25 protein-coding genes and 1 riboswitch are annotated in these 24566 nt (G+C 71.5%); of the genes, 8 read left to right on the top strand and 17 right to left on the bottom strand.

Annotated elements, in window-relative coordinates; translation table 11 throughout:
- Positions 1-34: 34 nt before the first annotated feature.
- From CU044_RS15915 to CU044_RS15895, 4 genes are all read right to left on the bottom strand, one after another.
- Positions 35-430, bottom strand: a complete 396-nt coding sequence (locus CU044_RS15915; protein WP_129769239.1) for a DUF2267 domain-containing protein — start codon at positions 428-430, stop codon at positions 35-37.
- Between the two features lie 121 nt (positions 431-551).
- Positions 552-803 carry a DUF6296 family protein gene (locus CU044_RS15905; RefSeq protein WP_129769238.1) on the bottom strand — a complete coding sequence of 84 codons (252 nt, stop codon included), beginning with the start codon at positions 801-803 and terminating at the stop codon, positions 552-554.
- 224 nt (positions 804-1027) lie between these two features.
- Positions 1028-2452 (bottom strand): HAMP domain-containing sensor histidine kinase, encoded by a 1425-nt coding sequence (locus tag CU044_RS15900; RefSeq protein ID WP_129769237.1) that lies wholly within the window; start codon positions 2450-2452, stop codon positions 1028-1030.
- A complete protein-coding gene (locus CU044_RS15895) occupies positions 2449-3126 on the bottom strand; it encodes a response regulator transcription factor (RefSeq protein WP_165371902.1) in 678 nt (225 codons plus the stop codon). The genes CU044_RS15900 and CU044_RS15895 overlap by 4 nt, the downstream gene beginning before the upstream one ends.
- 64 nt (positions 3127-3190) lie before the next feature.
- Between CU044_RS15895 and CU044_RS15890 the strand changes: the two genes are divergently transcribed.
- From CU044_RS15890 to CU044_RS15865, 5 genes are all read left to right on the top strand, one after another.
- Positions 3191-4399: a UDP-N-acetylglucosamine--N-acetylmuramyl-(pentapeptide) pyrophosphoryl-undecaprenol N-acetylglucosamine transferase gene (locus CU044_RS15890; protein WP_129769236.1), complete on the top strand. Its 1209-nt coding sequence runs from the start codon at positions 3191-3193 to the stop codon at positions 4397-4399.
- The gene (locus CU044_RS15885; RefSeq protein ID WP_129769235.1) at positions 4396-5394 is read left to right on the top strand and encodes a GDP-mannose 4,6-dehydratase; all 999 of its coding nucleotides are present in this window, start codon (positions 4396-4398) and stop codon (positions 5392-5394) included. The genes CU044_RS15890 and CU044_RS15885 overlap by 4 nt, the downstream gene beginning before the upstream one ends.
- Positions 5395-5610: 216 nt before the next feature.
- A complete protein-coding gene (locus tag CU044_RS15880) occupies positions 5611-7611 on the top strand; it encodes a glycoside hydrolase (protein ID WP_129769234.1) in 2001 nt (666 codons plus the stop codon).
- 436 nt (positions 7612-8047) lie between these two features.
- On the top strand, positions 8048-8764 hold the full coding sequence (locus CU044_RS15870; protein WP_129769233.1) for a lysophospholipid acyltransferase family protein: 717 nt from the start codon (positions 8048-8050) through the stop codon (positions 8762-8764).
- 86 nt (positions 8765-8850) lie between these two features.
- Positions 8851-9885, top strand: a complete 1035-nt coding sequence (locus CU044_RS15865) for an NAD-dependent epimerase/dehydratase family protein (protein WP_129769324.1) — start codon at positions 8851-8853, stop codon at positions 9883-9885.
- Positions 9886-9969: 84 nt separating this feature from the next.
- Here the strand turns inward: CU044_RS15865 and CU044_RS15860 are convergent, their stop codons facing one another.
- From CU044_RS15860 to CU044_RS15805, 12 genes are all read right to left on the bottom strand, one after another.
- The gene (locus tag CU044_RS15860) at positions 9970-11547 is read right to left on the bottom strand and encodes an alpha/beta hydrolase (protein WP_129769232.1); all 1578 of its coding nucleotides are present in this window, start codon (positions 11545-11547) and stop codon (positions 9970-9972) included.
- A 147-nt stretch (positions 11548-11694) separates the two neighbouring features.
- A complete protein-coding gene (locus tag CU044_RS15855; RefSeq protein WP_129769323.1) occupies positions 11695-12456 on the bottom strand; it encodes an urease accessory protein UreD in 762 nt (253 codons plus the stop codon).
- 56 nt (positions 12457-12512) lie between these two features.
- On the bottom strand, positions 12513-13190 hold the full coding sequence (ureG, locus tag CU044_RS15850) for an urease accessory protein UreG (protein WP_129769231.1): 678 nt from the start codon (positions 13188-13190) through the stop codon (positions 12513-12515).
- Between the two features lie 56 nt (positions 13191-13246).
- Positions 13247-13921: an urease accessory UreF family protein gene (locus CU044_RS15845; RefSeq protein WP_129769230.1), complete on the bottom strand. Its 675-nt coding sequence runs from the start codon at positions 13919-13921 to the stop codon at positions 13247-13249.
- Entirely contained in the window at positions 13921-15642 is a 1722-nt protein-coding gene (locus tag CU044_RS15840; RefSeq protein WP_129769229.1) for an urease subunit alpha, read from the bottom strand. Before CU044_RS15840 ends, CU044_RS15845 begins: the two co-directional genes overlap by 1 nt.
- Complete coding sequence (locus tag CU044_RS15835) at positions 15635-15946, bottom strand: urease subunit beta (protein WP_129769228.1); 312 nt, start codon at positions 15944-15946, stop codon at positions 15635-15637. Before CU044_RS15835 ends, CU044_RS15840 begins: the two co-directional genes overlap by 8 nt.
- Before the next feature lie 16 nt (positions 15947-15962).
- Positions 15963-16265: an urease subunit gamma gene (locus tag CU044_RS15830; protein WP_030349821.1), complete on the bottom strand. Its 303-nt coding sequence runs from the start codon at positions 16263-16265 to the stop codon at positions 15963-15965.
- 304 nt (positions 16266-16569) lie between these two features.
- A complete protein-coding gene (locus CU044_RS15825; protein ID WP_129769227.1) occupies positions 16570-16884 on the bottom strand; it encodes a type II toxin-antitoxin system Phd/YefM family antitoxin in 315 nt (104 codons plus the stop codon).
- 84 nt (positions 16885-16968) lie between these two features.
- A complete protein-coding gene (locus CU044_RS15820; protein WP_129769226.1) occupies positions 16969-17988 on the bottom strand; it encodes a GNAT family N-acetyltransferase in 1020 nt (339 codons plus the stop codon).
- Between the two features lie 10 nt (positions 17989-17998).
- Entirely contained in the window at positions 17999-19027 is a 1029-nt protein-coding gene (gene tdh / locus CU044_RS15815; protein WP_129769225.1) for an L-threonine 3-dehydrogenase, read from the bottom strand.
- Complete coding sequence (locus tag CU044_RS15810) at positions 19024-19566, bottom strand: pyridoxamine 5'-phosphate oxidase family protein (protein WP_129769224.1); 543 nt, start codon at positions 19564-19566, stop codon at positions 19024-19026. The genes tdh and CU044_RS15810 overlap by 4 nt, the downstream gene beginning before the upstream one ends.
- Positions 19563-20300, bottom strand: coding sequence for a class I SAM-dependent methyltransferase (locus CU044_RS15805; protein WP_165371901.1), 738 nt, complete (start codon positions 20298-20300; stop codon positions 19563-19565). Before CU044_RS15805 ends, CU044_RS15810 begins: the two co-directional genes overlap by 4 nt.
- A gap of 277 nt (positions 20301-20577) precedes the next feature.
- On the opposite strand from CU044_RS15805, the gene CU044_RS15800 reads away from it, so the two are divergent.
- From CU044_RS15800 to CU044_RS15790, 3 genes are all read left to right on the top strand, one after another.
- Positions 20578-21948, top strand: a complete 1371-nt coding sequence (locus tag CU044_RS15800) for a hypothetical protein (protein WP_129769222.1) — start codon at positions 20578-20580, stop codon at positions 21946-21948.
- A gap of 319 nt (positions 21949-22267) precedes the next feature.
- Positions 22268-22915: an ATP-dependent Clp protease proteolytic subunit gene (locus tag CU044_RS15795; protein WP_129769221.1), complete on the top strand. Its 648-nt coding sequence runs from the start codon at positions 22268-22270 to the stop codon at positions 22913-22915.
- Positions 22916-23232: 317 nt separating this feature from the next.
- Positions 23233-23429, top strand: a riboswitch (cyclic di-AMP (ydaO/yuaA leader).
- A 3-nt stretch (positions 23430-23432) separates the two neighbouring features.
- Entirely contained in the window at positions 23433-23906 is a 474-nt protein-coding gene (locus CU044_RS15790; RefSeq protein WP_129769220.1) for a C40 family peptidase, read from the top strand.
- Between the two features lie 47 nt (positions 23907-23953).
- Here CU044_RS15790 and CU044_RS15785 read toward each other — a convergent pair whose 3' ends face one another.
- Positions 23954-24394, bottom strand: a complete 441-nt coding sequence (locus CU044_RS15785) for an ATP-binding protein (RefSeq protein WP_129769219.1) — start codon at positions 24392-24394, stop codon at positions 23954-23956.
- Positions 24395-24566: the final 172 nt, after the last annotated feature.

Here is a 24566-nt window from a genome sequence, read left to right as displayed (position 1 = left end):
ATCCCGAGCCGGCGGTTCCCCGAGCGCGGTGCGCTCACGTCGGCTCCGGCCGGCCGAAGAGGAGGTCGTAGCCCGGCGGGAGCTGGAGGAGGACCCGGCGCATCAGTTCCTCGCCCGCGGCGTCGGACACCACGCTCAGGACGGCGCCGACGTCCCACTTCGCGGTCTCCTCGTTCGCCCCTTCGATCCATGCGGCGGTGGCGCGGGCGAACCGCTCCGGGGTGAGCGGTTCGGCGGCCGGGAGCGGGTCGAGGAGCACCAGGGCGCACGCTTCCGGCAGCCGGGCGGCCAGCTCGGCCCTCTCGGCGCCCACCACATGGGCGCCCAGCAGGGCCAGCACGACTCGGACCGCCCGTTCGGCTTCCTGCGGCGTGGGGTACTCACCGCGCTCCTGGACCGCGGCCAGGAACGCGTCCCACCGCATCACCATGGCGGCCGCACCTCCTCCTCAGCGCATGCCCCGACGGGACCAACGGGACCGACGAGGCCGACAGGACCGACAGGACCGACAGGACCGACAGGACCGACAGGACCGACAGGAAGAGCGTGGCTCACACCGGGCGCGCCCGGACCGACGCCTTGAGGTCCTGGTGCCCGCCGCTGGCGACCATCCGTACCTCGTCCTGGTCGCTGATCTCCGCCAGGACGATGCCGGTCTCGTCCGCGTACAGCGCGTGCCCGCCCGGCCCCAGCCGATCCGTACGGTGCACCAGCACGACATCCTCGTCGTCCGGATCGTCCGGATCACCCACGGGCGCGTCCGGGTACGCGAAGACCAGCGTGTACGTATCCGAGATTCCCATGCGGCCTCCTGGAACAGCTCACCTCTCGCGGGGAGCGGTGCCCTGTGGCATCGGGAGCCCGTACTCACGATGAGCCGGACCCCACCACCCGGCGGGCCCTCCCACTGATGTAATCAAACGGACCCCGCGGCCGCATCCCGGCGAGGTTCGGCGACGACGCCCGCTGTCGTCCGTGTCGGATGCCTGATCATCGTCGGATGCCCGAACATCCTGGGCGACCTCCGTCACAGCTCATGCGCTCGGCCGACGGAGTGGCCCGCTTCGAACAGCAGCCGGAACAGCGCCCCGCCGCCCGGTGCCGCCTCCGCGGTGAGATCGGCTCCGTGGGCGCGCGCGATCTGCCGGGCCATGGCCAGGCCGAGTCCCGAACCGGGCAGCGCGCGGGCCGCCTCCGCGCGGTAGAAGCGGTCGAAGACATACGGGATGTCCCGCGGGGCGATGCCCGGTCCGTGGTCGCGGACAGTCAGCTCCACCGTGCCCCCGGAGGCGGCCAGTGCGACCTCGACCGGGGCGCCCGGCGGGCTGAACTTGGCGGCGTTGTCGAGCAGGTTGGTCAGCAGGCGGGTGAGGCGGGCCGGTACCCCGGGCCGTGTCACCGGCGCGGCGTCCGGGGCGATGTCCAGCAGGAACGTGGTCATCGGCCAGTGGGTCCGTGCTGTCCCCACCGTGTGCTCGACCAGCGCCGCGAGCCGTACCTCTTCGAGCAGGGGCCGGGGCTCCTCGTCCCGGGCCAGTTCGATCAGGTCGTTCACCAGACCCGTCACTTCGCGCAGCTGGCGGCCCAGCGCCCCCGACGCCCGGTCGCGCTGCGTGGCGGTCAGCCGGTCGCCGCGGGCCAGCAGCTCCGCGTTCGTGCGCAGCGCGGTGAGCGGAGTACGGAGCTCGTGCGAGGCGTCCGCGACCAGCCGGCGCTGGGCGGTGACCGACTGCTCCAGTTCGCCGAGCATCGTGTTGAAGCTGGTCGCGAGCCGGGTCACCTCGTCCTGGCGGCCCGGCGGACCCGGCGGCAGTTCGATGCGGTGGCGCGGGTCACGGGTGGCCGCGATGCGCTCCGCGGTCGAGGTCAGCCGGGCGACCGGTGCGAGAACGGTGCGCGCCACCCAGTAGCCGAGCCCCGCGGCCAGCAGGACGCCTGCCCCGCCGACCGCCGCCAGCACTCCGGCGGCCTGGCGGACCCCCTGTTCCACCGTGTCCGAGCGCAGGGCGACCTGAAGCGCCTTCTCCCTGCCGAAGGGGGTGGTCAGCATGCGTACCGGCTCACCGAAGAGCGTGGTGTTGGTGAAGTACGGCGCACGCTCGCCCGCCGCGACCTCCCGGACCGGGGCGGAGACCGGCAGCAGGAACGGCCGGGCCGGATCGTCGGCCGGTGCGGCGGGGACGATCTGCGCGCAGGCCGGAGCGGACAGATAGCGGCACTCGCCCGCGAGCACGTCGGGGCTGCCACCGCGATGCTCCTGGGTCAGCCGCGTCGCCGACTGGGTCAGATTGAGGTCGAGCTGGTGGAACATCTCGTAGCGGATCACGAAGAACGCCGCCGTGCACACTCCCAGGGCGACCAGCGCCACCGCGGCCGAGGCCGCCAGTGCCAGCCGGGTGCGCAGCGGGCGCTGCCGCCGCCAGCGCGCCCCCCGTCCGCGGGCGCCGCTCACGCCACGTCCAGGCGGTAACCGATGCCGTGCACGGTGTGCACCAGGCGTGGTTCGCCACCCGCTTCCAGTTTTCGGCGCAGGTAACCCACGTACACCGCCAGCGAGTTGGAGTCGGGGCCGAAGTCCTGGCCCCAGACGCGCTCAAGGAGCGTCTCGCGTGGGAGCACCTGGCCCCGGTGGCGGATCAGCAGCTCCAACAGCGCGCATTCGGTACGGCTGAATTCGAGGGGACGGCCCGCCCGGTCGCCGGTGCGGGTCACCGTGTTCAGCGACAGACCGGCGAAGGACAGTTCCCCGTCCGCCGCCGCGGGTGCGACCCGCCGCAGCAGCGCGCGTACCCGTGCTGTCAGCTCGTCCAGTGCGAACGGCTTCACCAGATAGTCGTCGGCGCCCGCGTCCAGCCCGTCGACGCGTTCGCTCACCTGGTTCAGCGCGGTCAGGACGAGTACCGGGGTACGGTCTCCCATCGCCCGGAGCCGACGGCAGACCGCCAGCCCGTCCAGCACCGGCATCATGACATCGAGGACGATCGCGTCGGGCTGCCACATCGCGACCGCCGAGAGGGCGGCGAGGCCGTCCGAGGCGCCCCGTACCTCATGTCCCTCGATGGTCAGCGCGTCCTCGACGGCCGCCCGCACTTCCGGCTCGTCATCGGCCACCAGAATCTTCGTCATACCGTGCAGCCTGCCAAACCGGGCTCTTAGAACCTTCTTAGGCCACTTCGTGAGTGTGGCCGCCATGCGCACACCACTCTCGGTCGTGATCGGTGCCGGCGGCACCGGCGGCCATATCTACCCCGGGCTCGCGCTCGCCGAAGCGCTGCGCCGGGCCGTCCCCGACGCGGTGATCTCCTTCGTCGGTACCGAGCGGGGCCTGGAAACCACACTGATCCCCGGCGCCGGATACCCGTTGCACACCGTCGACATGATCCCCTTCGACCCGGCCCTCGGGGCCAAGCGCTATCTGCTCCCCGCCGCGCTCCTCCGATCCGGTGCGCAGTGCCGGTCCGTGTTGCGCGGGCAGGGCGCCCAGGTCGCGGTCGGCATGGGCGGCTACCCGAGCGCGCCCGTCATCCTCGGCGCGCGGATGGCCGGGCTCCCGAGTGTGATCCACGAGTCCAACGCGGTGCCGGGGCGCGCCAACCAGTTCGCGGCCCGGCTCACCCCGCACATCGCCGTCGCCTTCGACCGCAGCCGTGCCCGGCTGTCCGGCGGACAGCACGCCGACACCGTCGGCATGCCGGTCTCGGCACGGATCGCGGATCTCGACCGGGCCGCACTGCGCGACGAGGCGCGACGGGCCTTCGCCGTACCCGAAGGAGCGCGGGTGCTGCTCTTCAACGGAGGCAGCCTCGGCGCCGCGCGGCTCACCGAAGCCGCCGTCGGGCTCGCCGCCCGCTGGCGGCACCGGCGCGACGTACACCTGCTGATCAAGACCGGCCCGGCGGCGCTGGAAGCGACCCGGCGGCGGCTCACCGACGCCGGGGCCGGGCAGGTGGCCCGGGCCGTCCCCTACCTCGACCGGATGGACCTCGCCTACGCGGTGGCCGATCTGGTCGTCTGCCGCGCGGGCTCGGCGACCGTCGCGGAACTGGCCACCACCGGCGTCCCCGCCGTCCTCGTGCCGTACCCGCACGCACCCGGCGACCACCAGACCCACAATGCCCGCGTGTTGTCCGACGCGGGCGCCGCCCACCTCCTGCCGGACGCCGAGACCACCGCCGACCGGCTGATGGCCCTCGTCGGTCCCCTGCTCGCGGACCCGGGCCGGCTCGCCGCGATGGGCCGTGCCGCCGACCCCGGCAACCACGCGCGGGCGGCGGACCTGCTCGCTGCCAAGGTCATCCGTCTGGCCATCCCTTCGCACGACCACGGCCACAACTGCGATCACCACGGCAACCACACCTATGACCACAACTACGACCTCGGCATGGAGAAGTCCGCGTGAGCATCAACTGGAACGGCCGTACCGTCCTGGTCACCGGGGCCGAGGGCTTCATCGGCTCGACGCTCGTCGACCTGCTGGTGGACCGCGGGGCGACGGTCCGCGCGATGGTGCACTACAAGCCGTACGCGGAGAAGGGCTTCCTCGCCCGCTACTTCGACGACCCGCACAGCCCCGTCGAGATGATCGCCGGCGACGTGGGCGACGCGGGCCGGGTGATGGACGCCGTGGCCGGCTGCGACACCGTCTTCCACCTCGCCGCGCTGATCGGCATCCCGTACAGCTATGACGCTCCGGGCGCCTACGTCCGGACGAATGTCGTCGGCACGGAGAACGTCGCCGAAGCCTGCCGCCGCCACGCGGTCCGCAGGCTGCTGCACACCTCGACGAGCGAGGTGTACGGAACCGCGCAGACCGCCCCGATCAGCGAAACCCACCCGCTCCAGCCGCAGTCCCCGTACTCCGCGTCGAAGATCGGCGCGGACATGATGGCGCTGTCGCACTGGCACGCCTTCGAACTCCCGGTGACCGTGGTCCGGCCGTTCAACACCTACGGCCCGCGGCAGTCCGCGCGTGCCGTGATACCCACGATCCTGGCCCAACTGCACGCCGGCGCGGAGACGATCAGGCTCGGATCCCTGACTCCGACACGCGATTTCACCTACGTCACGGACACGGCGTCGGGATTCCTCGCGCTGGCCGACTGTGACCGCGCGCTCGGCGAGTCGGTCAACCTGGGCACCGGCCGCGAGATCTCCGTCGGGGATCTCGCGGCCGCACTGATCACCGCTTCGGGGCGGGAGGCCCGGGTCGTCGCGGACCCGGCACGACTGCGCCCCTCCGGCAGCGAGGTGGAGCGGCTGCTGTCCGACAACACCCGGGCACGCGAGTGGGCCGGCTGGCAGCCCCACGTATCCCTGGAGGACGGGCTGAGGCGGACCTCTCGGTGGGTCGCGGAGAACATCCACCTCTTCTCTCCCGGCCGCTACCAGGTCTGACCCCCCGGCCCGCGGACGGTCACCCTGGGCCCAGCCCCCGGGCCCAGGGTCCCCGCCGGTCCCGCGAAGGGACAGCCCTGGCAAACGGCTCCGCACCGCGCCCTTCCAAGGGCGGCGCGCCCAGGCCCCTCACCGGCGAGGAAACGGCGCCTTCCGTACGCACGGAGCTCCCCTGAGGTAAGAAGCCCTCTTATCCTCGCCGACTACAACATCCCCATGCGCTTCGTCACTTCACGCCACCGCACCCGTGCCGCCGCGGCGGCCCTGGTCGCGTCCCTGTCCTGTCTCGCACTCGTCGCTCCTTCCGAGGCGACCACGTCACCGCGGCCGCACGCGATGGGCGTCGTCCGGGGCAACCTCGTGGACATCCCCGTCGAGGGCGGCACGGCCACCGTCGACACCGCCTCGCTGAGGGTCACCGCCCGCACCGCCCGCGGCACAGTGGAGTTGTCGGCTCCCGCCGCGACCGCCCCGGGCACCCCCGGTCCCGTGACCACGGGCGCGGACGGCGCCGTCCGCTGGCAGCATCCGGGCAGCGGACTGTCCGTCACCGCCCGTGCCCGGCAGGGCCGTCTGGTCATGACGGTCACGGCGGCCGGCGGGACCGACCACTCGCTGTCCTGGCCGGTCACCGGCGCCGACCCCGCCGCCACCGCCCTTCAGCTGCCACGCGGTGAGGGCCTCTCCCTCCCCGTCGCCGATCCCTTCTGGAACTCCCCCGAGGCGCAGCTCGTCGGCAGCGACGTCGCCATGGAGGAAGCCCTGTCGCTGCCGCTGTGGGGTTACACCCTGGGCAGCCGGAGCGGCGTCAGCTATCTCGTCCCCACCGACATCGGCACCACCTTGGGCACCACCTCCGAGAAGGGCCGGCTGCGGACGACCGCCACCCACCGCTTCTCCCGTGCCGACGGCACCACTCGGTACACCGTCGCCTTCACCCTGACCGACGGCTCCCCGGTCGCCCCCGCCAGGGACTACCGCGCGTGGCTCGCCCAGCGCGGGCAGCTCGGCAGCCTCCGGAAGAAGATCGACGCCAACCCCGCGACGGGCAGACTCCTCGGCGCCTTCCACGCCTACCTGTGGGGTGACGCCCGTACGGCCCGGGGAGTCCGGCAGCTGAGCGCGCTCGGTGTGGACCGCATGTGGCTCGGCTACGACGCCGACGACCAGCCGATGGATTCCGAGGCCGTCACCGCGGCCGAGGAGGCCGGCTTCCTCGTCGGGCCCTACGACTCGTTCGCCAACGGCCAGGACCCCCGGACCTCGGACGCCCCCACCTCCGTCTGGCCCGACCGCGTGTATCCCGACTTCTGTGTCCGGGACGACACCGGGCGCCCCGTCCCCGGCTTCCACGAGCGCGGCTGCTACCTCAGCTCGGAGGCGTTCGAGAAGGCCGAGCCGAGCCGTGGGTACCTCGCGGATCGCACCCGCGCGATGACGGCCAACGGCGCCGACAGCTACTTTCTGGACGTCGACGCGGCCGGCGACTTCTTCCGCGACCTCAGCGCCGACCACCCCATGACCGAGGAGCGCGACCGCGCCAACCGGCTCGCCCGCATGAAGCGGCTGACCGACTCGTACGGCCTGGTCCTCGGCTCGGAGTCCGCAGGCGGCTGGGCGAACCAGGTACTCGCCTTCGGCCACGGCTCCGGCACTCCGGTGGCGGACGGGTACTGGGGCGTCCAGAAGGACAAGGAGACATGGGGCGGCTACGCCCCCGCCAACGCGCCGGCCCTCTTCTTCAAGCCCGCCAAGCTCCCCGGGAACGTGGCCAAGGCCATGTACGACCCGGCCTACCGCGTCCCGCTGTACGAGACCGCCCTCCACGACTCGCTGGTCAACACCGAACGCTGGGAGCTGCCCTACGACAAGCTGCCTGAGCAGAAGACCACCCGCGCCCTGCTCGCCATGCTGTACAACACACCGCTCAACTTCGTCCTCGACGGGACGTCGATCACGGAACGGGGCGAGGAACTCGCCACGCTCCAGGCGTACTTCGCGCCCCTGCACCGCGCGGCCGGCACGGAGCCCATGTCCGGCTTCCGGACACTGACCGGTGACCGCACCGTCCAGCGCACCGAGTTCGGCGACGGCGTCCTCACCGTCACCGCCAACTTCGGTCCCACGGCATACGACGGCCTGCCCGGCGGCTGTGTCGACGCCACGCTCAAGGGAGACACGAAGCCGCGCCGCCTCTGCCCCGGCGCGCGGGAATGACCGCCCCCGGACGACGTGTCGGCGACGTCCGGATCCCATCGCCGGGGGACCTGCTGGGCGAGTGAGCCGGGCCGGCGACTCCGCGGCCGCGGTGTAGATGGAGCTCAGCGGCCACCTCGGCACAGGCACATTGCGCTCCACCGCGGACGAGCTCGTCGACACCCTCGTCCGCATGGTCGCGAACGCCGGCTGACGGGACCCGACGCGTGTACGCCTGTCTCCGGCGGGAACACGGAAAGTGCGCGGCTCCGGCGAGTCGACCACGATGTTCACATCGCGGGTGTGAGCGAACCCGGCACCGAGTCGGCGGGGACCTGCCCCGGGAAGGGGCGGTTACAACCGACGACACCCGCACATACACTTGCGACCGCCGGAATCCCCGTTGACCTGGGACAACGCGTCCCGTGGCCGGTCGGGCCAGTGAGGAGCGCTCTCCGTGTTCTATTACGTGCTGAAATATGTGCTGCTGGGGCCCCTGCTGCGGCTGCTCTTCCGGCCCCGGATCGAGGGCCTTGAGCACATACCCGCCGACGGTGCCGCGATCATCGCGGGCAACCACCTGTCGTTCTCGGATCACTTCCTGATGCCGGCCATCCTCAAGCGGCGCATCACCTTCCTCGCCAAGGCCGAATACTTCACCGGCCCCGGGCTGAAAGGGCGGCTGACGGCCTTCTTCTTCCGCGGCGCCGGGCAGATCCCGGTGGACCGGTCGGGGAAGGAGGCCGGGCGGGCGGCGATCCGGGAAGGGCTCGGGGTGCTGGCGAAGGACGAGTTGCTGGGGATCTATCCGGAGGGCACCCGCTCGCACGACGGCCGGCTCTACAAGGGCAAGGTCGGGGTCGCCGTGATGGCGATCAGGGCGCAGGTGCCGGTGGTGCCGTGTGCCATGGTCGGCACCTTCGAGATCCAGCCGCCCGGCCAGGTCGTCCCTCGGATCAGGCGGGTGACGATCCGGTTCGGTGAGCCGATGGAGTTCGCGCGCTACGCGGGTCTGGAGAACGAGAAGGCGGCGGTCCGCGCGGTCACCGACGAGATCATGTACGCGATCCTCGGGCTCTCCGGACAGGAGTACGTCGACCGTTACGCGGCCGACGTGAAGGCGGAACAGGCGAAGGCGGAGCCGGCCGGGAAGTTCCCTCGGCTGCGTCGCTGAGAGCAGATTCGCGACCGGCGAACTCCCCTGGGCGCGCGGGTTCCCGTACCTCTAGCGTCCCCCGTATGACCAGGGGACACGTAGTGGTGATCGGTGCGACAGGACAGACGGGGCGGGAAGCCGTGCGGGCGCTCGCCGAGGACGGCTGGGAGGTGCGCGCGGCCTCGCTCGGCGGCGGCCGGGACGCGCACTGGCCGGAGGACGTACGGGCGGTACGGCTGGACCGCGAGGATGACGCGGCGCTGGCCGCCGTGATCGGCGACGGCTGCGATGTGGTCGTGGACATGGTCGCGTTCGGCCGGGCACACGCCCGCCAGCTGACCGGGCTCGCCGGCCGGATCGGCTCGGCGGTCGTCCTCTCCAGCGGCGCGGTGTACGAGGACGACCGGGGCCGGGGCTTCGACACCCAGGGCGAACCCGGCGGCGGTCCGCGCTATCCGGTGCCCATACCCGAGACACAGCGGACGGTGGCTCCCGGCGAGGCGACGTACGGCACGCGAAAGGTGCTGCTGGAGCGCGCGTTGCTGGCGGCCGGCGACACGCTGCCCGTGACGCTGCTGCGGGCGGGCGCGATCCATGGCCCGTACTGCCGCACCCCGCGTGAGCTGTACTTCGTCAAGCGGCTGCTGGACGGCCGCCGGCGGCGCGTACTGGCGTACGGCGGCCGGAGCCGGTTCCATCCCGTCCATGTCACCAATCTCGCCGAGCTGATCAGGCTGGCGGCGGAGCGCCCCGGCTCTCGCGTGCTCAACGCCGGTGATCCGCAGGCCCCGACCGTCGCGGAGATCGGCGCGGCGATCGACAGGGTGCTGGACCGCGAGACCGGGACGGTACTTGTCGGCGGGGCACCGGAGGACGGCGTCGGCGATACTCCCTGGAGCCTGGAGCATCCCGTGGTCTACGACATGGCCGCCGCCGAGCGGGAGTTGGGGTACCGGCCGGTCACGGGCTATGCCGAGTCCCTGCCCGGGACCGTCGCCTGGCTCACCGACCGGCTGCGCGGCCGGGACTGGGCGGAGGCGTTCCCCACGATGGTCCTGAACTACGGACGGGACAGCCTCTTCGACTACGCGGCGGAGGACGCCTGGCTGGCGCGGTACGACCGGGAAGCCGCGTCATAGCCCGGTGGTCGTAGCTGAAGTGGGCGTCCCCGGAAAAGGCGGACGGGGGCGACCGGTGAGCCGGCCGCCCCCGTCCCGGGGTCCTTACGGCTTGGGCGTGGCGTGCGGAGCGCACGTCACATCGGCGCTGTCCAGCGCCCCCGTCAGCAGATAGGACTTCACCCTGTCGTTGATGCACGGGTTCAGCAGATTCGTGATGCCGTGCGAACCGGCGTCGCGCTCGGTGATCAGCCGCGATCCCTTGAAGCGCTTGTGCAGCTCGACGGCGCCCTCGTACGGCGTGGCGGCGTCCCTGGTGGACTGCGTGATCAGCACGGGCGGCAGCCCCTTGCCGGTCTTGACCTCCACCGGGGTCTGCTGCTTGGCGCTCCAGGTGGCGCACGGCAGGTTCATCCAGGCGTTGGACCAGGTGAGGAACGGGTGGTCGCGGTGGAGCCGGGTGTTGTCCCGGTCCCACTGCTTCCAGCTCGTCGGCCACTTGGCGTCGGCGCACTCGACGGCGGTGTAGACCGCGTTGCCGTTCTCGGACTTGGCGTTGCCCGCGGTGTCCGACATGTCGGGGGCGGCCGCGTCGACCAGCGCCTGGGTGTCACCGGCGAGGTACTTGCTCCAGACCGAGGCGACGGGCACCCAGCTGGAGTCGTAGTACGGAGCGCTCTGGAAGAGGCTGAGCAGCTCGGCCGGTCCCACGACACCGCCGATGGGGTTCTTCTTGGCGGCGGCGCGGAGCGTGTCCCACTGCTTCTCGACCTGGGCGGCGGTGGTCCCGATGTGGAAGGTCGCGTCGTTCTTGGCGACCCACTCCATCCAGTCCTGGAAGCGGGATTCGAAGGCGACGTCCTGGTCCAGGTTGGCCTGGTACCAGATCTTCTCCTTCGACGGGTTGACCACGCTGTCGACGACCATACGGCGCACATGCGACGGGAAGAGCGTGCCGTAGACCGCGCCGAGGTACGTGCCGTAGGAGACGCCGACGTAGTTCAGCTTCTTGTCGCCGAGCGCGGCCCGGATGACATCCAGGTCACGAGCGGTGTTGGGCGTCGTCATCTGCGGCAGCATCCAGCCGCTGCGCTCCTGGCAGCCGTCCGCGTACTCGGCGGCCAGCTTGCGCTGGGCGCGCTTGTCGGCCTCGCTGTCGGGGACCGGGTCGAGCTTCGGCGCCTTGACGAACTCCTGCGGGTCGACGCAGGAGATGGGCGTGGAGTGGCCCACCCCGCGCGGGTCGAACCCGACGAAGTCGTAGGCCTTGGCGGCATCGGCCCAGATCGCGTTCTTGGTGACGACTCGGCGCGGGAAGGCCATGCCGGAGCCGCCGGGACCGCCCGGGTTGTAGACCAGGGAACCCTGGCGCTCCTGCTTGGTCCCCGTGTTGCCGATCCGGTCGACGGCGATCTTGATCTGCCGTCCGTTGGGCTTCGTGTAGTCGAGCGGGACGCTCACCCAGCCACACTGGATGGGCTTCTCCAGTGCCCAGTCGGCCGGGCAGTCCTGCCAGTCGATGCCCTTTTTCGCGGCGCGCTCGGCGGCGACCGTGGCGCCGTATGCCGCCGGGTCACCCTGGTGGCGGCCGTCGGCGGTGGCCGCCGGCGCGGCTATCGCGCCCGCTATGAGCGTTCCCGTGAGCAGCGTGCCGGCCGAGCCGAGCACTGCGGTGCGTCTCAAGTGGAACCTCCCCCTCCGTGATGCGCTGCCTGCCTGCGACAACGCGTTCGATTGGACTCCCCGGGATCCTTTCGTCTGTGTGGTCGCTGAGAACAGGCCACCCGGCCATTTCTTTACCGAACCAATAACCGGTAGGCGCTGTCCCGCTCAGCGGTACGCGGCGACGGAGCCGGGGGCCGTGTGCGCGCGCAGCACCTCGTCCAGGACCCGTCGCAGCCGCAGGGCGTCGGGGGCGACCGCCGTGACGAGGGCCGCGGGTCCGGTGAGCGGGGTGAGGACGGCGGTGTCGCCCAGCAGCCGCGGTTCCACCGGCTTCTCCTCGAACTCCGGCCCCACGAGGAGGAGTTGCCCGACGGCCCGATGGCCGCCGAGGACCGCTCCGCCGTCCCAGCCGCCGGCCGCGCCGGGTCCGTGGGCGAGTTCCTGGTCGAGCAGCGGGCGTCCGGCGCGGTGGACGGTGAGCCGGGTCAGAAGCGTGCCGGGGCCTTCGCCGTGCCGGCCGAGGATCTGCTCGTCGCGCAGTACCAGCCGGGCGGTGGCGGCGAGGTCGACGCGGGTGCGCATCCGCAGATCGCTGCCGTACGCCGAGACGAGCTGCTCCGGGAGCCAGTGCAGCTCCGCGCCCTCCCCCACGGTCAGCCGCACGTCGTAGTGGGCGGGGCCGGCGGCGCGTCCGGGCAGGGCGACGGTCGCCGCCGTCGCGTCCACGGTGAGCCGCGCGCCGTCCTGTACGTCGGCCTCGATCGCGAGCCGGTCGCCGCCGAGCGGTGCGCTCATGGCGCCGACGACGGTGACCCGGGTGCCTGCCCCGGTGGCGCGGGTGCGGCGCAGCGCCAGCGGTCCCTCACCGGTCAGTACGGGCAGTCCGGCACGGGTGGCGACGATACGGGCGGTGGCGTGGACGCTCATACGGTCCGGACGGTGAGCGTGGACGCTCATGCGGTCCGGACGGTCAGCGTGGACGCTCATGCGGTCCAGGCGGCGAGCCGCGCCAGCACCCAGTCCGTGACCGGCGCCACCCCGTCCTCGCCGGTCAACGAGGTGAAGGCGACGGGCAGTTCGCCGCGCTGCTCCTTGGCGTCGCGGGCCATCCGGCCGAGGTCGGAGCCGACGTACGGCGCGAGGTCCGTCTTGTTGATCACGAGCAGATCGGCGGTGGTGACACCGGGCCCGCCCTTGCGCGGGATGTCGTCGCCGCCCGCCACGTCGATGACGAAGATCTGCGCGTCCACGAGGCCCTTGGAGAAGGTCGCGGTGAGATTGTCGCCGCCGGACTCGACGAGGATCAGATCGAGCGGGCCGACGGCGTCCTCCAGATCCTCGACGGCTTCCAGGTTGGCGGAGATGTCGTCGCGGATCGCGGTGTGCGGGCAGGCGCCGGTCTCGACCGCCTGGATGCGCTCGGGCGGCAGCACCGCGTGCCGGAGCAGGAATTCCGCGTCCTCGCGTGTGTAGATGTCGTTGGTGACGACGGCGAGCGACAGCCGGTCACGCAGAGTGCGGCAGAGCGCCGCGACGGTCGCGGTCTTGCCCGAGCCGACGGGGCCGCCGAGGCCGATACGGAGAGCGCGCCGCCTGCCGTCGGGGCGCAGGGCGTCGGCGCTGACGGCGGCCGGGCCCGAATGGCTGTGGTCGAGATGCATGGTGCGGCTCCTGTCGGGTCGGTACGGGACTGAGGATGCGGGGGCCGGGACGGGTCTCACGAGGCGAACAGCCGCACCGGCCACCCCGCGTGCGCCTCCGCGGTGATGTCGAGCAGCGGGGCCGAGGCGGCGGGCAGCACGTCGAGACCCTCCCGCACCGCCCGTCCGGCCAGCTCCGCGGCCCGCCCGGCGACCCGGTCCAGTTCCGGCGCGAGACGGGCGAGGACGGCGGTGGCCTCGAAGGGGTCGAGGCTGAGCAGCCGTACGGCCGCGGTCGCGGGGCCGCTGACCGTTTCGTACCCCGCGCAGTACGCGGCGTCCTCGGGGCCGAGCCCGGCGGAGCGCGCGGTGAGGCCGAGGACGACGGGCTGGTGCGCGCCGCGCGGCCGGGCGGCGGCGAGCGCGTCCAGTTCGCCGCCGGGCCAGGTGGCGCGGGCGGCGCGCATCAGCTGCCGGCCGAGCTTGCGCGCGGTCGCCCGGAGCGCGGGGGAGGGCGTGCGGGCGTCGGCGGCCTCGTCGAGTTCCAGTGGGTCGAGACCCCCGGCCGCCGCGGCGGCGAGGGCCGCCGCGGTCAGCCCGGTGGTGTGCAGCCGGCCCCGGCAGAACGCGGCCAGGCTGGGGGCGTCGTGGATCCGCCCCGCTCTGACGGCCGACTCGGCCCCGCCCGAGTGGGCGTGACCGCCGGCGGGGAACCGGCCGTCGGCGAGTACGAGCAGTGCGGCGCGGTTCATCAGAACAGGAAGTAACGCTGGGCCAGCGGGAGTTCGGCGGCGGGCGCGGGTTCCACCGGCTCGCCGTCGATGGTCACCGTGAAGGTGTCGGCGTCGACCTCGACGCGTGGCAGTGCGTCGTTCTCCCGCATGTCCGCCTTGGTGATCCCCCGCGTGTTGCCGATCGGCGCGAACCTCTTGGCCAGGCCGAGGCGTTCGGGCAGCCCGTCCTCGATCGCCGCCTCCGCGACGAAGTTGACCGAGCCCGCCGCCGCCGCGCGGCCCAGCGCGCCGAACATCGGTCGAGGCAGCACCGGTTGCGGAGTGGGGATGGAAGCGTTGGCGTCGCCCATCTGCGCGTAGGCGATCTGCCCGCCCTTGAGGACGAGGTGCGGCTTGACGCCGAAGAAGGCCGGGTCCCAGAGCACCAGATCGGCGAGTTTACCGGTCTCGACGGAGCCGATCTCCCGGTCGAGTCCCTGCGCGACCGCCGGGTTGATGGTGTATTTGGCGACATAGCGGCGGGCGCGGTGGTTGTCGGCGCGGCCGTCGCCCGGCAGTGCGCCGCGGCGCTTCTTCATCACGTGCGCGGTCTGCCAGGTACGCATGATCACCTCGCCGACGCGTCCCATGGCCTGGGCGTCGGAGGAGATGATCGAGATGGCTCCGAGATCGTGCAGGATGTCCTCGGCCGCGATGGTGGAGGGCCGGATACGGGACTCCGCGAAGGCGAGGTCCTCGGGCACGGCCGGGTTGAGGTGGTGGCAGACCATCAGCATGTCGAGGTGTTCCTCGATGGTGTTGACGGTGTGCGGCCGGGTCGGGTTGGTCGAGCTGGGCAGTACGTACGGCTCGCTGACCACGGTGATGATGTCGGGGGCGTGCCCGCCGCCCGCGCCCTCGGTGTGGTACGCGTGAATGGTGCGGCCCGCGATGGCGGCGAGGGTGTCGCCGACGAAGCCCGCCTCGTTCAACGTGTCGGTGTGGATGGCGAGTTGCGCGCCGGACTCCTCGCACACCCGCAGGCAGGCGTCGATGACGGCGGGGGTGGCGCCCCAGTCCTCATGGATCTTGAACCCCAGTGCTCCGCCGCGCAGCTGGGCGCGCATCGAGTCCTGGGACATCGTGTTGCCCTTGCCGAGCAGCCCGATATTGACGGGGAAGGTCTCCAACGCCTCGAACATCCGGCCGAGATGCCAGGCTCCGGGGGTGACGGTGGTGGCTTTGGTGCCCTCGGCCGGTCCGGTGCCACCGCCGACGAGGGTGGTGACTCCGCTCGCCAGCGCCTGGTCGACGATGGTCGGCGAGATGAAGTGGACATGCGCGTCGATCGCGCCGGCGGTGACGATCTTCCCGTTGCCCGCGATGACTTCGGTCTCGGGCCCGATGACCAGCTCGGGATGGACGCCGTCCATGGTGTCCGGGTTGCCGGCCTTGCCGATTCCGGTGATCCGGCCGTCCCGTACCCCGATATCGGCCTTGACGATGCCCCAGTGGTCGATGATCAGAGCGCCGGTGATCACGGTGTCGGGCGCGCCCTCGGCCCGGGTCGTACGGGACTGGCCCATCGACTCGCGGATCACCTTGCCGCCGCCGAACACCGCCTCGTCCCCGGCGAGCCCCGGCCCGCCGGAGCGGTCCTCCTCGATCTCGACGAGCAGATCGGTGTCGGCGAGCCGGATCCGGTCGCCGGTCGTGGGGCCGAACAGATCGGCGTACCCGGCACGGGACAGCTCAGTCATCGAGGGGACCTCCGGTCTCTCCCCGCAGGCCCGGCACGACGCGCAGACCGGTGAGGGGTACGAGTACGACATCGACGGGGATGCCGGGTTCGAAGCGCACGGCGGTGCCTGCGGCGATATGCAGCCGCTTGCCGCGCGCGGCGGCCCGGTCGAACTCCAGACCCGGGTTGGCCTCGGCGAAGTGGTAGTGGGAGCCGACCTGGACCGGCCGGTCGGCGGTGTTGAGGACGGTGAGCGCGGTGACCTCGCGGCCCTCGTTGAGGGCGATCGGCCCGTCGGCGTAAAGGATCTCTCCGGGAATCATCGGCCGCGCTCCCCCGTCAGACGATCGGGTCATGGACGGTGACGAGCTTCGTACCGTCCGGGAAGGTGGCCTCCACCTGGACGTCGTGGATCATCTCGGGGATGCCTTCCATGACATCGTCCCGGCCGAGCACCGTGCGCCCCGAGGCCATGAGTTCGGCGACGGTACGGCCGTCCCTGGCGCCTTCGAGGATGTGCGAGGTGATCAGGGCGACCGCCTCGGGATGGTTCAGCCGCAGTCCGCGCTCCCTGCGCCTGGCCGCCACGTCGGCGGCCACATGGATGAGCAGACGCTCCTGCTCGTGCGGGGTCAGTTGCACGCTTCCACCTCATCGTCTCCGGCCCGGTGACGGCCGGGCGCAGCGGAACCCTAGCCAACGTCAACACTCTGTTGAACTGCGATCGGGGTGGTCACAGCCAGGCATTGCACGTTAGGGCGGAAGTTTTTCCAACGCGTTAACTGATCTTTTGCCGACCCATGGGCACCGGGCACGCAACCCGTTCGGCAGCACCTCGACGGGCACGTCACCGGGGGACGCGGCTTCCGACGGCCACGGCGGAGCCGGCGGCGACCCGGTCCGGCGCCGGACCCGCCCCCGTCGGCCGGGACCGGGAGCGACGGCCTCACCTGCCGGGGCCCGGAGGCCGGTCACCGCCCTCCGGGCCCTGATGGTCCCGCTGGTGCTCCGCCGCGATCCCGAACCGCCGCCGCTCACCGGGGGCGGACGGTACGGACCCGATGGCCGAGACCGAGCTGATCACCTGCTCCTCGACCGCCTCCGGCTCGCTCTCGAGCCGTTCCAGATCGGCGGCGGAGACCAGCGCGACCAGCGGCTTCCCGTGCCGGGTCACCACCACGCGGTCACCGCCGTAGACGACGCGGTTGATCAGATCGGCGAGCTCTGCCCGGGCTTGCGTCACCGGAATCTCGTAGGCCATGTCCCCCAGCTTAAGAGGACGACACGCCAGGGACTTTCGATCGGCCCATGGCGTCCGGTGGCGGGTCCCACGCTGTGGAAGCGGTCACTGCTCCGCGAAATAGGCACGCAGGACACGGGGCTGGAGCGCGTAGCGCCGTTTGAACGACGGGTTGCGCCGGCCCAGCTCGACCCAGTCCAGGCCGGACGCCCAGGCTTCCCGCATCACATGGGCGTAGGACACATAGAAGGGGCTGTACCCGGGGGTGTCCTTCTGGGCATAGCCGACTGCCCAGAAGTGGAGCCGGGTGTCGTCGGTGAGGGTGAGCGCGGATGCGATCATCCGGTCCTCGACGCGGAGTTCCACGGCCCGGACACAGTCGCCCAGTTCCCGCACGAAGTCCTGGAAGAGACCGGGCCGGTAGTAGTCGGCGTTGTCGAACTTGGCGGCGTTGGCGCGGGCCAGCCGCAGGAAGCCGTCCAGGTCGGCCTTCCCCACGTCGACCGTACAAGCGCTCACTCCCGCACGTTCCGCCTCGCGCAGATCGTGCCTGAGGTTGTGCCTGGCCTTCCTGCTGAGAGCGCGGGTGAGGTAGTCGTCGAACCCCGTGTACCGGTCCAGGGCCAGCCCCCATCCCACATCGATGTCGATCCCGGCGAATCCGGCGTCGGTCAGCTGGGCGTCCAGCGGGCCTGCGGCGTCCGCGTTGACGATGCCGCACAGGCCCGCACCCCACTCGGTCGCGAGATCCCGCAGTGCGGTGACGGCGCACTCGGCGGCGGACCGGCTTCCGGGGCCGGGCCGCACCGGCAGCACGGTGTCGTAGCAGTGCCAGGCGTGACTGAGCAGCGCGGTCCGGCCGGCCGCGTGGGGGTAGTGCTCCGCGATCACCCGCATCGGGTCGACATCGCGTTGCAGATAGGCGGGCAGGGCGGCGTGCGCCCGCCCCGACCCGTCCTCGACCAGGAGGTACGCGGTACGCAGGACCGGGTGCAGCGGATGCTTCTCGAAGGCGCGCAGGAACGGGCGGCGGTAGAAGACGGGGGCGTGGGCCGCCGTCATCAGGTCGTCCCACCTCTCGTCGACATCGTCGATCGTGGTGTGGACACGCACGGTGCAGTCCATGACGGCCCCCTCAGTCCCGGGGGACCCAGTCGAGGATCACCTTGCCCGCGTGCCCTTCGGCGGCGGTGGCGAAGGCCTTCTCGTAGTCCTCCGCGGGGAAGTGGTCCGTGATGACGAACGACGGGTCCATGCCCTGGTCGAGCAGGTCGGCCATGGCGTACCAGGTGTCGAACACCCGGCGTCCGCTGATGCCCTGGATGGTCAGCATGCGCAGGGAGATGTCCGCCCAGTCCGTGGGTACGTCCTCGTCGGGCAGGCCGAGGGCGGCGATCCGGCCGCCGTGGGCCATGGCGCCGATCAGATCGCTCAGAGCGGACGGATTGCCGGACATCTCGAAGCCGATGTCGAACCCCTGCTCCAGGCCGAGCGCGGCGGGGTCGATGGGTCCCTCACCGGCGTCGATGACGAGATCGGCACCGGCCCGGTGCGCGAGGTCGAGCCGGAAGGGGCTGACATCGCTGACGGCGACCAGACGCGCGCCCCGGTGCCGGGCGACCGCGGCGGCCATGGCACCGATCGGCCCCGCTCCGGTGACCAGTACCGTCCGGTCACGGACGGGGAAGGCGTCGGCGACATGAACGGCGTTGCCGAAGGCGTCGAACATGGCGGCGACGTCCAGGGAGACACCGGGCCGGTGCGCCCAGACGCTCCGCGCGGGCAGGACCACGTATTCGGCGAACGCGCCGTCGCGCTGGACTCCCAGGCCCTGTACCGCGTCGCACAGATGCTGCCGGCCGGCCCGGCAGTTGGCGCAGGTGTCGCACGTCACATGGCCTTCGGCGCTGACCAGTTGGCCGGGCAGCAGGCCCCCGACCCCGGCCCCGGCCGCCACGATCTCGCCGACGAACTCATGGCCGACGACCCGTGGTGCCGTCACCGTCCGCGTCGCCCACGGGGTCCCCTTGAGAATGTGCAGGTCCGTGCCGCAGATGCCGGTGCGCAGCACACGGACGAGGACGTCGTGGCGTCCCGGCTCCGGCGTGGGTACGTCGGTGTAGTCGAGCCCTTCGCCGGGCCCGCGTTTGACGAGCGCCTTCATCGCACACCCGCCGAACCGGCGCCGTCGACCGCCCGGCCCCTGACCGCGTCCAGCGGGACGGCGATGCGCTGGTCGTTCTTGTCCACGAGCCACTGGTCGATGTCCAGCAGCCACCACCGGTGGACTTCGAGCAGATAGAAGCGGCGCGGTCCGTCGCCCCTGAACTCGTCCAGCGGCAGCCGCCACTGGCGGCGGACCTCCTCGTCAGGGAAGTTCCGCTCGTAGTACCAGGTGCTGAGCTCTCCGAGTTCGTCCGGCTCCACCGGCCGCGCGGTGCCGGTGAACTGCGCACCGTCCAGCCCGAAACCGGGCAGCTCGGTCAGATAGATCGAGCCGGATATCCGCGGGTCCGCCTCGATATTGCGTGAGTGCTGGGCCCGGCGCAGCGAGTACCACAGCAGCCGGAGGGGGTTGCGCAGCGGTACGTAGTTGACGGTGGAGGCCCAGGCTCCGTCGGGACCGTGGGTGGCCAGGGTGGTGAAGCGGCCGTTCTCGATGAGGAAGCCGCTGCGTTCGGCGAGTTGAGGCAGGGGTGTCATGACGGCTCGTACTCCTTGGAGGTGTCGAGGATGGCGGCGTGCGGCGCGGACAGGTAGGGCGCCCAGAATTCGGGCGGGCCGGCGGCCGAGGGCGACAAGCGGTGCGACTGCCACCGCACGGGACCGAATCCGGCCTCCCGCAGCGCCTTCTCCAGCGTCGTCACGCTCCAGTAGCGGGCGGTGATGCTGACGTCGTGCGCGGCGAAGGACAGGGCGAGATCCACCGGGGAGCCGTCCTCGGGGGACTCGCCCGTGCGCAGCCGGAATCCGTAGCGTTCATAGTGGCGGGGGTCGTGGTGGGCTTCGGGATGGATGGGCAGGGTGACGAACCTGCCGCCCGGCCGCAGCGCGTCAGCGGCGGTCCGGCACAGGCCCACGAGTTCCTCGTACGTGGTGGCGTACGGGAGGACGTACACGCCGATGACCAGGTCGAAGCCGCCCTCCAGTCCGGCCGGCAGGTCGCCGTCGACGTAGCGGACGCCCAGGGGCTCCGCGGACTCCTGCGCGCGGGCGTGGTCGATCATGCCGCCGGACTCGTCGAGCCCCACGACCAGCGCGGTGCCGCTCCGTGCCAGCGCCCGGCTGTAGACGCCGCTTCCGCAGCCGAGGTCCAGGACCTTGAGCCGCGAGAGGTCGCCCAGCAGCCCGAACACGCTGGGGAATTCGAGGTCGCGGCGGAACGGCAGCCGCGAGAAGTCGTCGTAGATCTCGGCCAGTTCATCGAATTGCGTCATCGAGGACTCTTTCCGTGTGGGTCGCGGGAACAGCGGTGGTGGCCATCGGGCCTCCTCGGGGAGGGTGCGGAGAGGAATCGGGCCATACTCGTCCCGGGCACCGGGATCGGGATGAAACGCCGCGAGACCGGGGATATCTCCTACAGTTACCCATCGGCCCGCCCCCGAGCGCGGTCCGCCGTGATCGATGCGTGCACGCGTTGAACGCTTGTGCCATCGCGCACTCGACGGCATCGAACGAGGCGCACCGGGCACGTCCTGAGGAGAACAGGGGGCCGTGGCCCGCCATCAGCCCAACCGACACCTTGCCCGGCTGCTCAACGAGGCCCGCTGGAATCCGGCGGAACTGGCCAGGACCGTCAACGATCTGGGCGCGGCTCAGGGCCTGCGCCTGCGCTACGACCGCACCTCGGTCGCCCACTGGCTGACCGGATCCCGTCCCCGGCCTCCCATACCCGACCTGGTCGCCTCGGCGTTCAGCCGCCGCTGCGGACGGCTCGTCACGACGCGGGAGACCGGCCTCGCGCGGGGCCCGCAGGCGACCGAGGATCCGCTCCTGGCCGACCAGGACATGCCGGGCAACGCCCTGGACCGGCTCGCCGCCCTGACGCACGCCGACACCGACCCCGCGCGCCGGGCCGTGCTCACCGGCTCCGCCTATGACCTGGGGGCCACCAGCGCGACCTTCTGGAGCCCCGAGCGGCCCGCCGTCCCGCCGCCGGCACGCGCCGCGGGCCCCCGGGCCACCCCGGCCGACGTCCAGCGCCTGCGCTGGATGGTCCACATCTTCGCGGACCTCATGGAACGCCACGGCGGAGCCCACGCGCGCACCGCCCTGACCGCCTATCTGACCGACGACACAAGCCGTCTCCTCGCCGCTCCCGCCCGCCCCTCCCTGCGCCGGGAGTTGCTGAGCGGTGCGGGGCAACTCACCCATCTCCTGGCCCGTATGAGCATGGACGCGGGCCATCCGAGCCTGGCCCAGCGCTACTTCGCGGCGGCTCTGGGGCTCGCCCGCGAAGCCGACGACCGCGGCCTCTTCGCGACCACCCTGCGCGCCATGAGCACCCAGGCCCTGTACCTCGGGTTCGAGGAGCACGCCGGAGATCTCGCCGACGCGGCCGTCGACACCGCCGGCCGGCGCGCCGATCCGGCCCTCCGGGCCTTCGTCCTGAGCCAGCGCGCGCTCACCCACGCCCGCACGCGGCGCCGCCGCGAGGCCGTCAGGGATCTCACGGCGGCGGAGACGCAGCACGACCGCGCGACCGGCCTGCCAGGACCGTTCACCCACTACCCCCGGCCCGGACTCGACTACCAGCACGGCAGGACCCTGATCGCCCTGGGGGACACCGCGGGGGCGACGCGGCTCTTCTCCGGCGCGGCCGAGGCCCGTGCCGAGGACCGCCACAGATCAAGTGCCCTCACCCGGGCGCGGCTCGCCGACACGCTCCTGACCCTGGGTCACCTGGAGGAGTCCTGTGTCCAGTGGCACGTCTTCCTCGACCACTACCCCAGTCTGCGGTCGGCCCCCGCCGACCAGGCGCTCAGGCGTCTGCGCGGATCTCTGAGCGGATTCCGAAGACGGCCGTACGCCGCCGCCGTGCTCCACCGTGCCCGGGGCCTCACTGTCCCGCCGTCGCCCACCTGACCGGGGCGTATCCGAGCGGGACGTATCCGGCCGGGGCGACCCTGACCGGGGCGTCCGCAACGGGCTGAATGCAAAAGGATCGTCCATGCCCGAGGTGTAGCGCCACGCCACCCCCGGCGAACGGCCGGAGCGGGCGAGGCGCGGAGAGTGCACCCGCAGAATCGCTTCATGTCTGCTCCATTCGACCGAACGCGCCCACGGCGAAGGCCTCTTGCTCCGGATTCCCCGGCATACCCCGCATCTCATTTTCTGTACGTCCTGTACATTTTTCACAGAGCCCGCGAGAACCGCGAGACGCGCGTACGAGGAGAGGCACGCCATGAACCGTCCGTCAGCCCGCTACGTCCTGCCCGAGTTCACCGAGCGGACGACCAACGGGACCCGCACCCTCGACCCGTACTCGAAGCTCCTCGAAGAGCGGATCATCTTCCTCGGCACGCCGGTCGACGACACCGCGGCCAACGATGTGATCGCGCAGCTCATCCACCTCGAATACGCGGCGCCCGACCGGGACATCTCGCTCTACATCAACTCCCCGGGCGGGTCGATCAGCGCCATGTCCGCGATCTACGACACGATGCGGATCGTGACCTGCGACGTGGAGACCGTCTGCCTCGGACAGGCGGTCTCGACCGCCGCCGTACTGCTGGCCGCGGGGGCGCCGGGCAAGCGGCTGGCGCTGCCCGGCGCCCGGCTCGTCCTCCGGCAGCCCGCCATCGAGGAGCCGATCCAGGGCCGGCCGTCCGACCTGGAGATCCACGCGCGGGAGATGCTCCGACTGCGGTCGCTGCTCACGTCCATGCTGGTGCGTCACACCGGGCAGAGCACCGAGCGGATCACCGAGGACATCGAGCGCGACACGATCTTCGACGCGCCGGCCGCCCAGGCGTACGGACTGCTCGATCACGTCATCCGGAACCGCAAGACATCCCTCGACACGCCGCGCGACCCCTTCGGCGGGCGGTGAACGCCGGTGCCGGCACGGCGAGTCGTTCCCGTATGGACGCCGCCCATACGGGAACGACTCGCACGTTCGGCGTATGAACCGTCCGGACCAGTACGGGGTCCCAAGTTGCGCGAAGCGACCGGATCGTCCAGGCGCCCCGAACTCCCTTGCAGGTACGGCCCTCATCGGGGCTCGCGCCGCCGGCGTGACACACCCCTTCGCCACCCTTTTGGGGCATCCGTGATGAACTTCACATATCGTCGTTTCGTCTCGGATATCCACCTGTTCCTGCGTCAAGATCCGTGGGACGACAAGCCCCCGCCACCGCGGCGGGGCGGTCCGGGCGGACGCCGAGTCCTGCCGCCGCACCGGATGCCTGGTCGACAGGAGTGGATCGGCAGGAGTGGAGGACCCAGGCAGAACGGGACGACGCCCGGTGTGGTCGTCCCTCGGGGTGAAGTCGTGAGAGCGGCCGGGCAACTTCGCCAGCCCGAACCCGACAGGTCATCCTTCACAGGCGGCTGACGAAGGGTTGCGCATGACCGCGCAGACGAATGTCCCGTCTCTGCTGTCCAGGACCGGTGCGGTTTCGGTCCTCACACTCGCCGCGCTCGGCGGCACGATGCTCGTGCCCGGCGCCACGTCCGAGGCGGAGGCCGCCACGCGCGCGGTCAACGCCCTCAAGATCGCCGCCTCGAAGAAGGGCTCTCCGTACCGGTGGGGAGCCACGGGGCCCCACCGCTTCGACTGCTCCGGGCTGACGCTCTACTCGTTCAAGAAGGCCGGCAAGACGCTCCCCCGTACGGCCCAGCAGCAGTACAACTCATCCCGGCACATCTCTTCCTCCCAACGGCGCAAGGGGGACCTGGTGTTCTTCCACTGGGGCAACAGCGTCTACCACGTCGGTATCTACGCCGGCAGGGGGAGGATCTGGCACTCGCCCAAGACCGGGGCGCTGGTGCGGCTGGAGCGGATCTGGACCCGGAGCGTCCTCTACGGCCGGGTGAACTGACCGGGACGGGGCCGGGACCGCCCCGTCCCGGCCCCGGTCGGCCGGTCTCAGCTCACGTCGGCCGCCACCGGGACCGTCCATGGCAGGACGATCCAGACCGTCTTGCCCCCCTCCGCGGTCGGGGTGACGGAGAGCTGTCCCCCCTGCTCGGCGGTGAGCGAGCGGACGATCACCATGCCGCGGCCGTTGTCCTGCTGAACGGCCGCCGGCAGCCGTTGCGGCCAGCGCGGATGGCTGTCGGTGACTCCGACGCGCAGCTGCTCGTCACGTTCGAGCCGGACCTCCACGGTGAACGTGGGTGACTGCCCGAAGGTGTGCTGTACCGCGTTGGTGGCCAGTTCCGAGACGATCAGCCGGACCGTCTCGGCCATGTCCTCCCGCACCGGCAGCCCCCACTCGGCCAGCAGGTCCACGACGTATCTTCGCGCCGCGGTGACCGAGGCGGGATCGCTCGGCAGGGTGATGGATGCTTCCTGGTGGTCTGCCATGGCGACGCCGTCCCTTTCCCGCCGGGCCTGGCTCCGGCACAGAGCGAATGACTGCGCGGACGGCCTCGGACCGTGCTTCGCGTCAGCCTCCCACTGATCGTGCCGTTCCCAGGGCCGATCCACCGAGATCTGCATATATCTGTCGCTCAAAGCGGTGAACTCTGCAACGCGA

Source organism: Streptomyces sp. L-9-10 (assembly GCF_004151105.1).
Lineage (GTDB): Bacteria > Actinomycetota > Actinomycetes > Streptomycetales > Streptomycetaceae > Streptomyces.
Note: the sequence above shows the minus strand (reverse complement) of the source record. Positions and strands in the feature narration are given on the sequence as shown.

Excerpts from the sequence above, each read along its gene's own strand:
- CU044_RS15845 (WP_129769230.1), bottom strand. The coding sequence starts at position 13,921 with ATGAACCGCGCCGCACTGCTCGTACTCGCCGACGGCCGGTTCCCCGCC.
- CU044_RS15905 (WP_129769238.1), bottom strand. The coding sequence starts at position 803 with ATGGGAATCTCGGATACGTACACGCTGGTCTTCGCGTACCCGGACGCG.
- CU044_RS15790 (WP_129769220.1), top strand. The coding sequence starts at position 23,433 with ATGACCGCGCAGACGAATGTCCCGTCTCTGCTGTCCAGGACCGGTGCG.
- CU044_RS15825 (WP_129769227.1), bottom strand. The coding sequence starts at position 16,884 with ATGGCCTACGAGATTCCGGTGACGCAAGCCCGGGCAGAGCTCGCCGAT.
- CU044_RS15835 (WP_129769228.1), bottom strand. The coding sequence starts at position 15,946 with ATGATTCCCGGAGAGATCCTTTACGCCGACGGGCCGATCGCCCTCAAC.
- CU044_RS15805 (WP_165371901.1), bottom strand. The coding sequence starts at position 20,300 with ATGACGCAATTCGATGAACTGGCCGAGATCTACGACGACTTCTCGCGG.
- CU044_RS15880 (WP_129769234.1), top strand. The coding sequence starts at position 5,611 with ATGCGCTTCGTCACTTCACGCCACCGCACCCGTGCCGCCGCGGCGGCC.
- ureG (WP_129769231.1), bottom strand. The coding sequence starts at position 13,190 with ATGCATCTCGACCACAGCCATTCGGGCCCGGCCGCCGTCAGCGCCGAC.
- CU044_RS15810 (WP_129769224.1), bottom strand. The coding sequence starts at position 19,566 with ATGACACCCCTGCCTCAACTCGCCGAACGCAGCGGCTTCCTCATCGAG.
- CU044_RS15915 (WP_129769239.1), bottom strand. The coding sequence starts at position 430 with ATGGTGATGCGGTGGGACGCGTTCCTGGCCGCGGTCCAGGAGCGCGGT.
- CU044_RS15795 (WP_129769221.1), top strand. The coding sequence starts at position 22,268 with ATGAACCGTCCGTCAGCCCGCTACGTCCTGCCCGAGTTCACCGAGCGG.
- tdh (WP_129769225.1), bottom strand. The coding sequence starts at position 19,027 with ATGAAGGCGCTCGTCAAACGCGGGCCCGGCGAAGGGCTCGACTACACC.
- CU044_RS15855 (WP_129769323.1), bottom strand. The coding sequence starts at position 12,456 with ATGAGCGTCCACGCCACCGCCCGTATCGTCGCCACCCGTGCCGGACTG.
- CU044_RS15785 (WP_129769219.1), bottom strand. The coding sequence starts at position 24,394 with ATGGCAGACCACCAGGAAGCATCCATCACCCTGCCGAGCGATCCCGCC.
- CU044_RS15840 (WP_129769229.1), bottom strand. The coding sequence starts at position 15,642 with ATGACTGAGCTGTCCCGTGCCGGGTACGCCGATCTGTTCGGCCCCACG.
- CU044_RS15890 (WP_129769236.1), top strand. The coding sequence starts at position 3,191 with ATGCGCACACCACTCTCGGTCGTGATCGGTGCCGGCGGCACCGGCGGC.
- CU044_RS15820 (WP_129769226.1), bottom strand. The coding sequence starts at position 17,988 with ATGGACTGCACCGTGCGTGTCCACACCACGATCGACGATGTCGACGAG.
- CU044_RS15895 (WP_165371902.1), bottom strand. The coding sequence starts at position 3,126 with ATGACGAAGATTCTGGTGGCCGATGACGAGCCGGAAGTGCGGGCGGCC.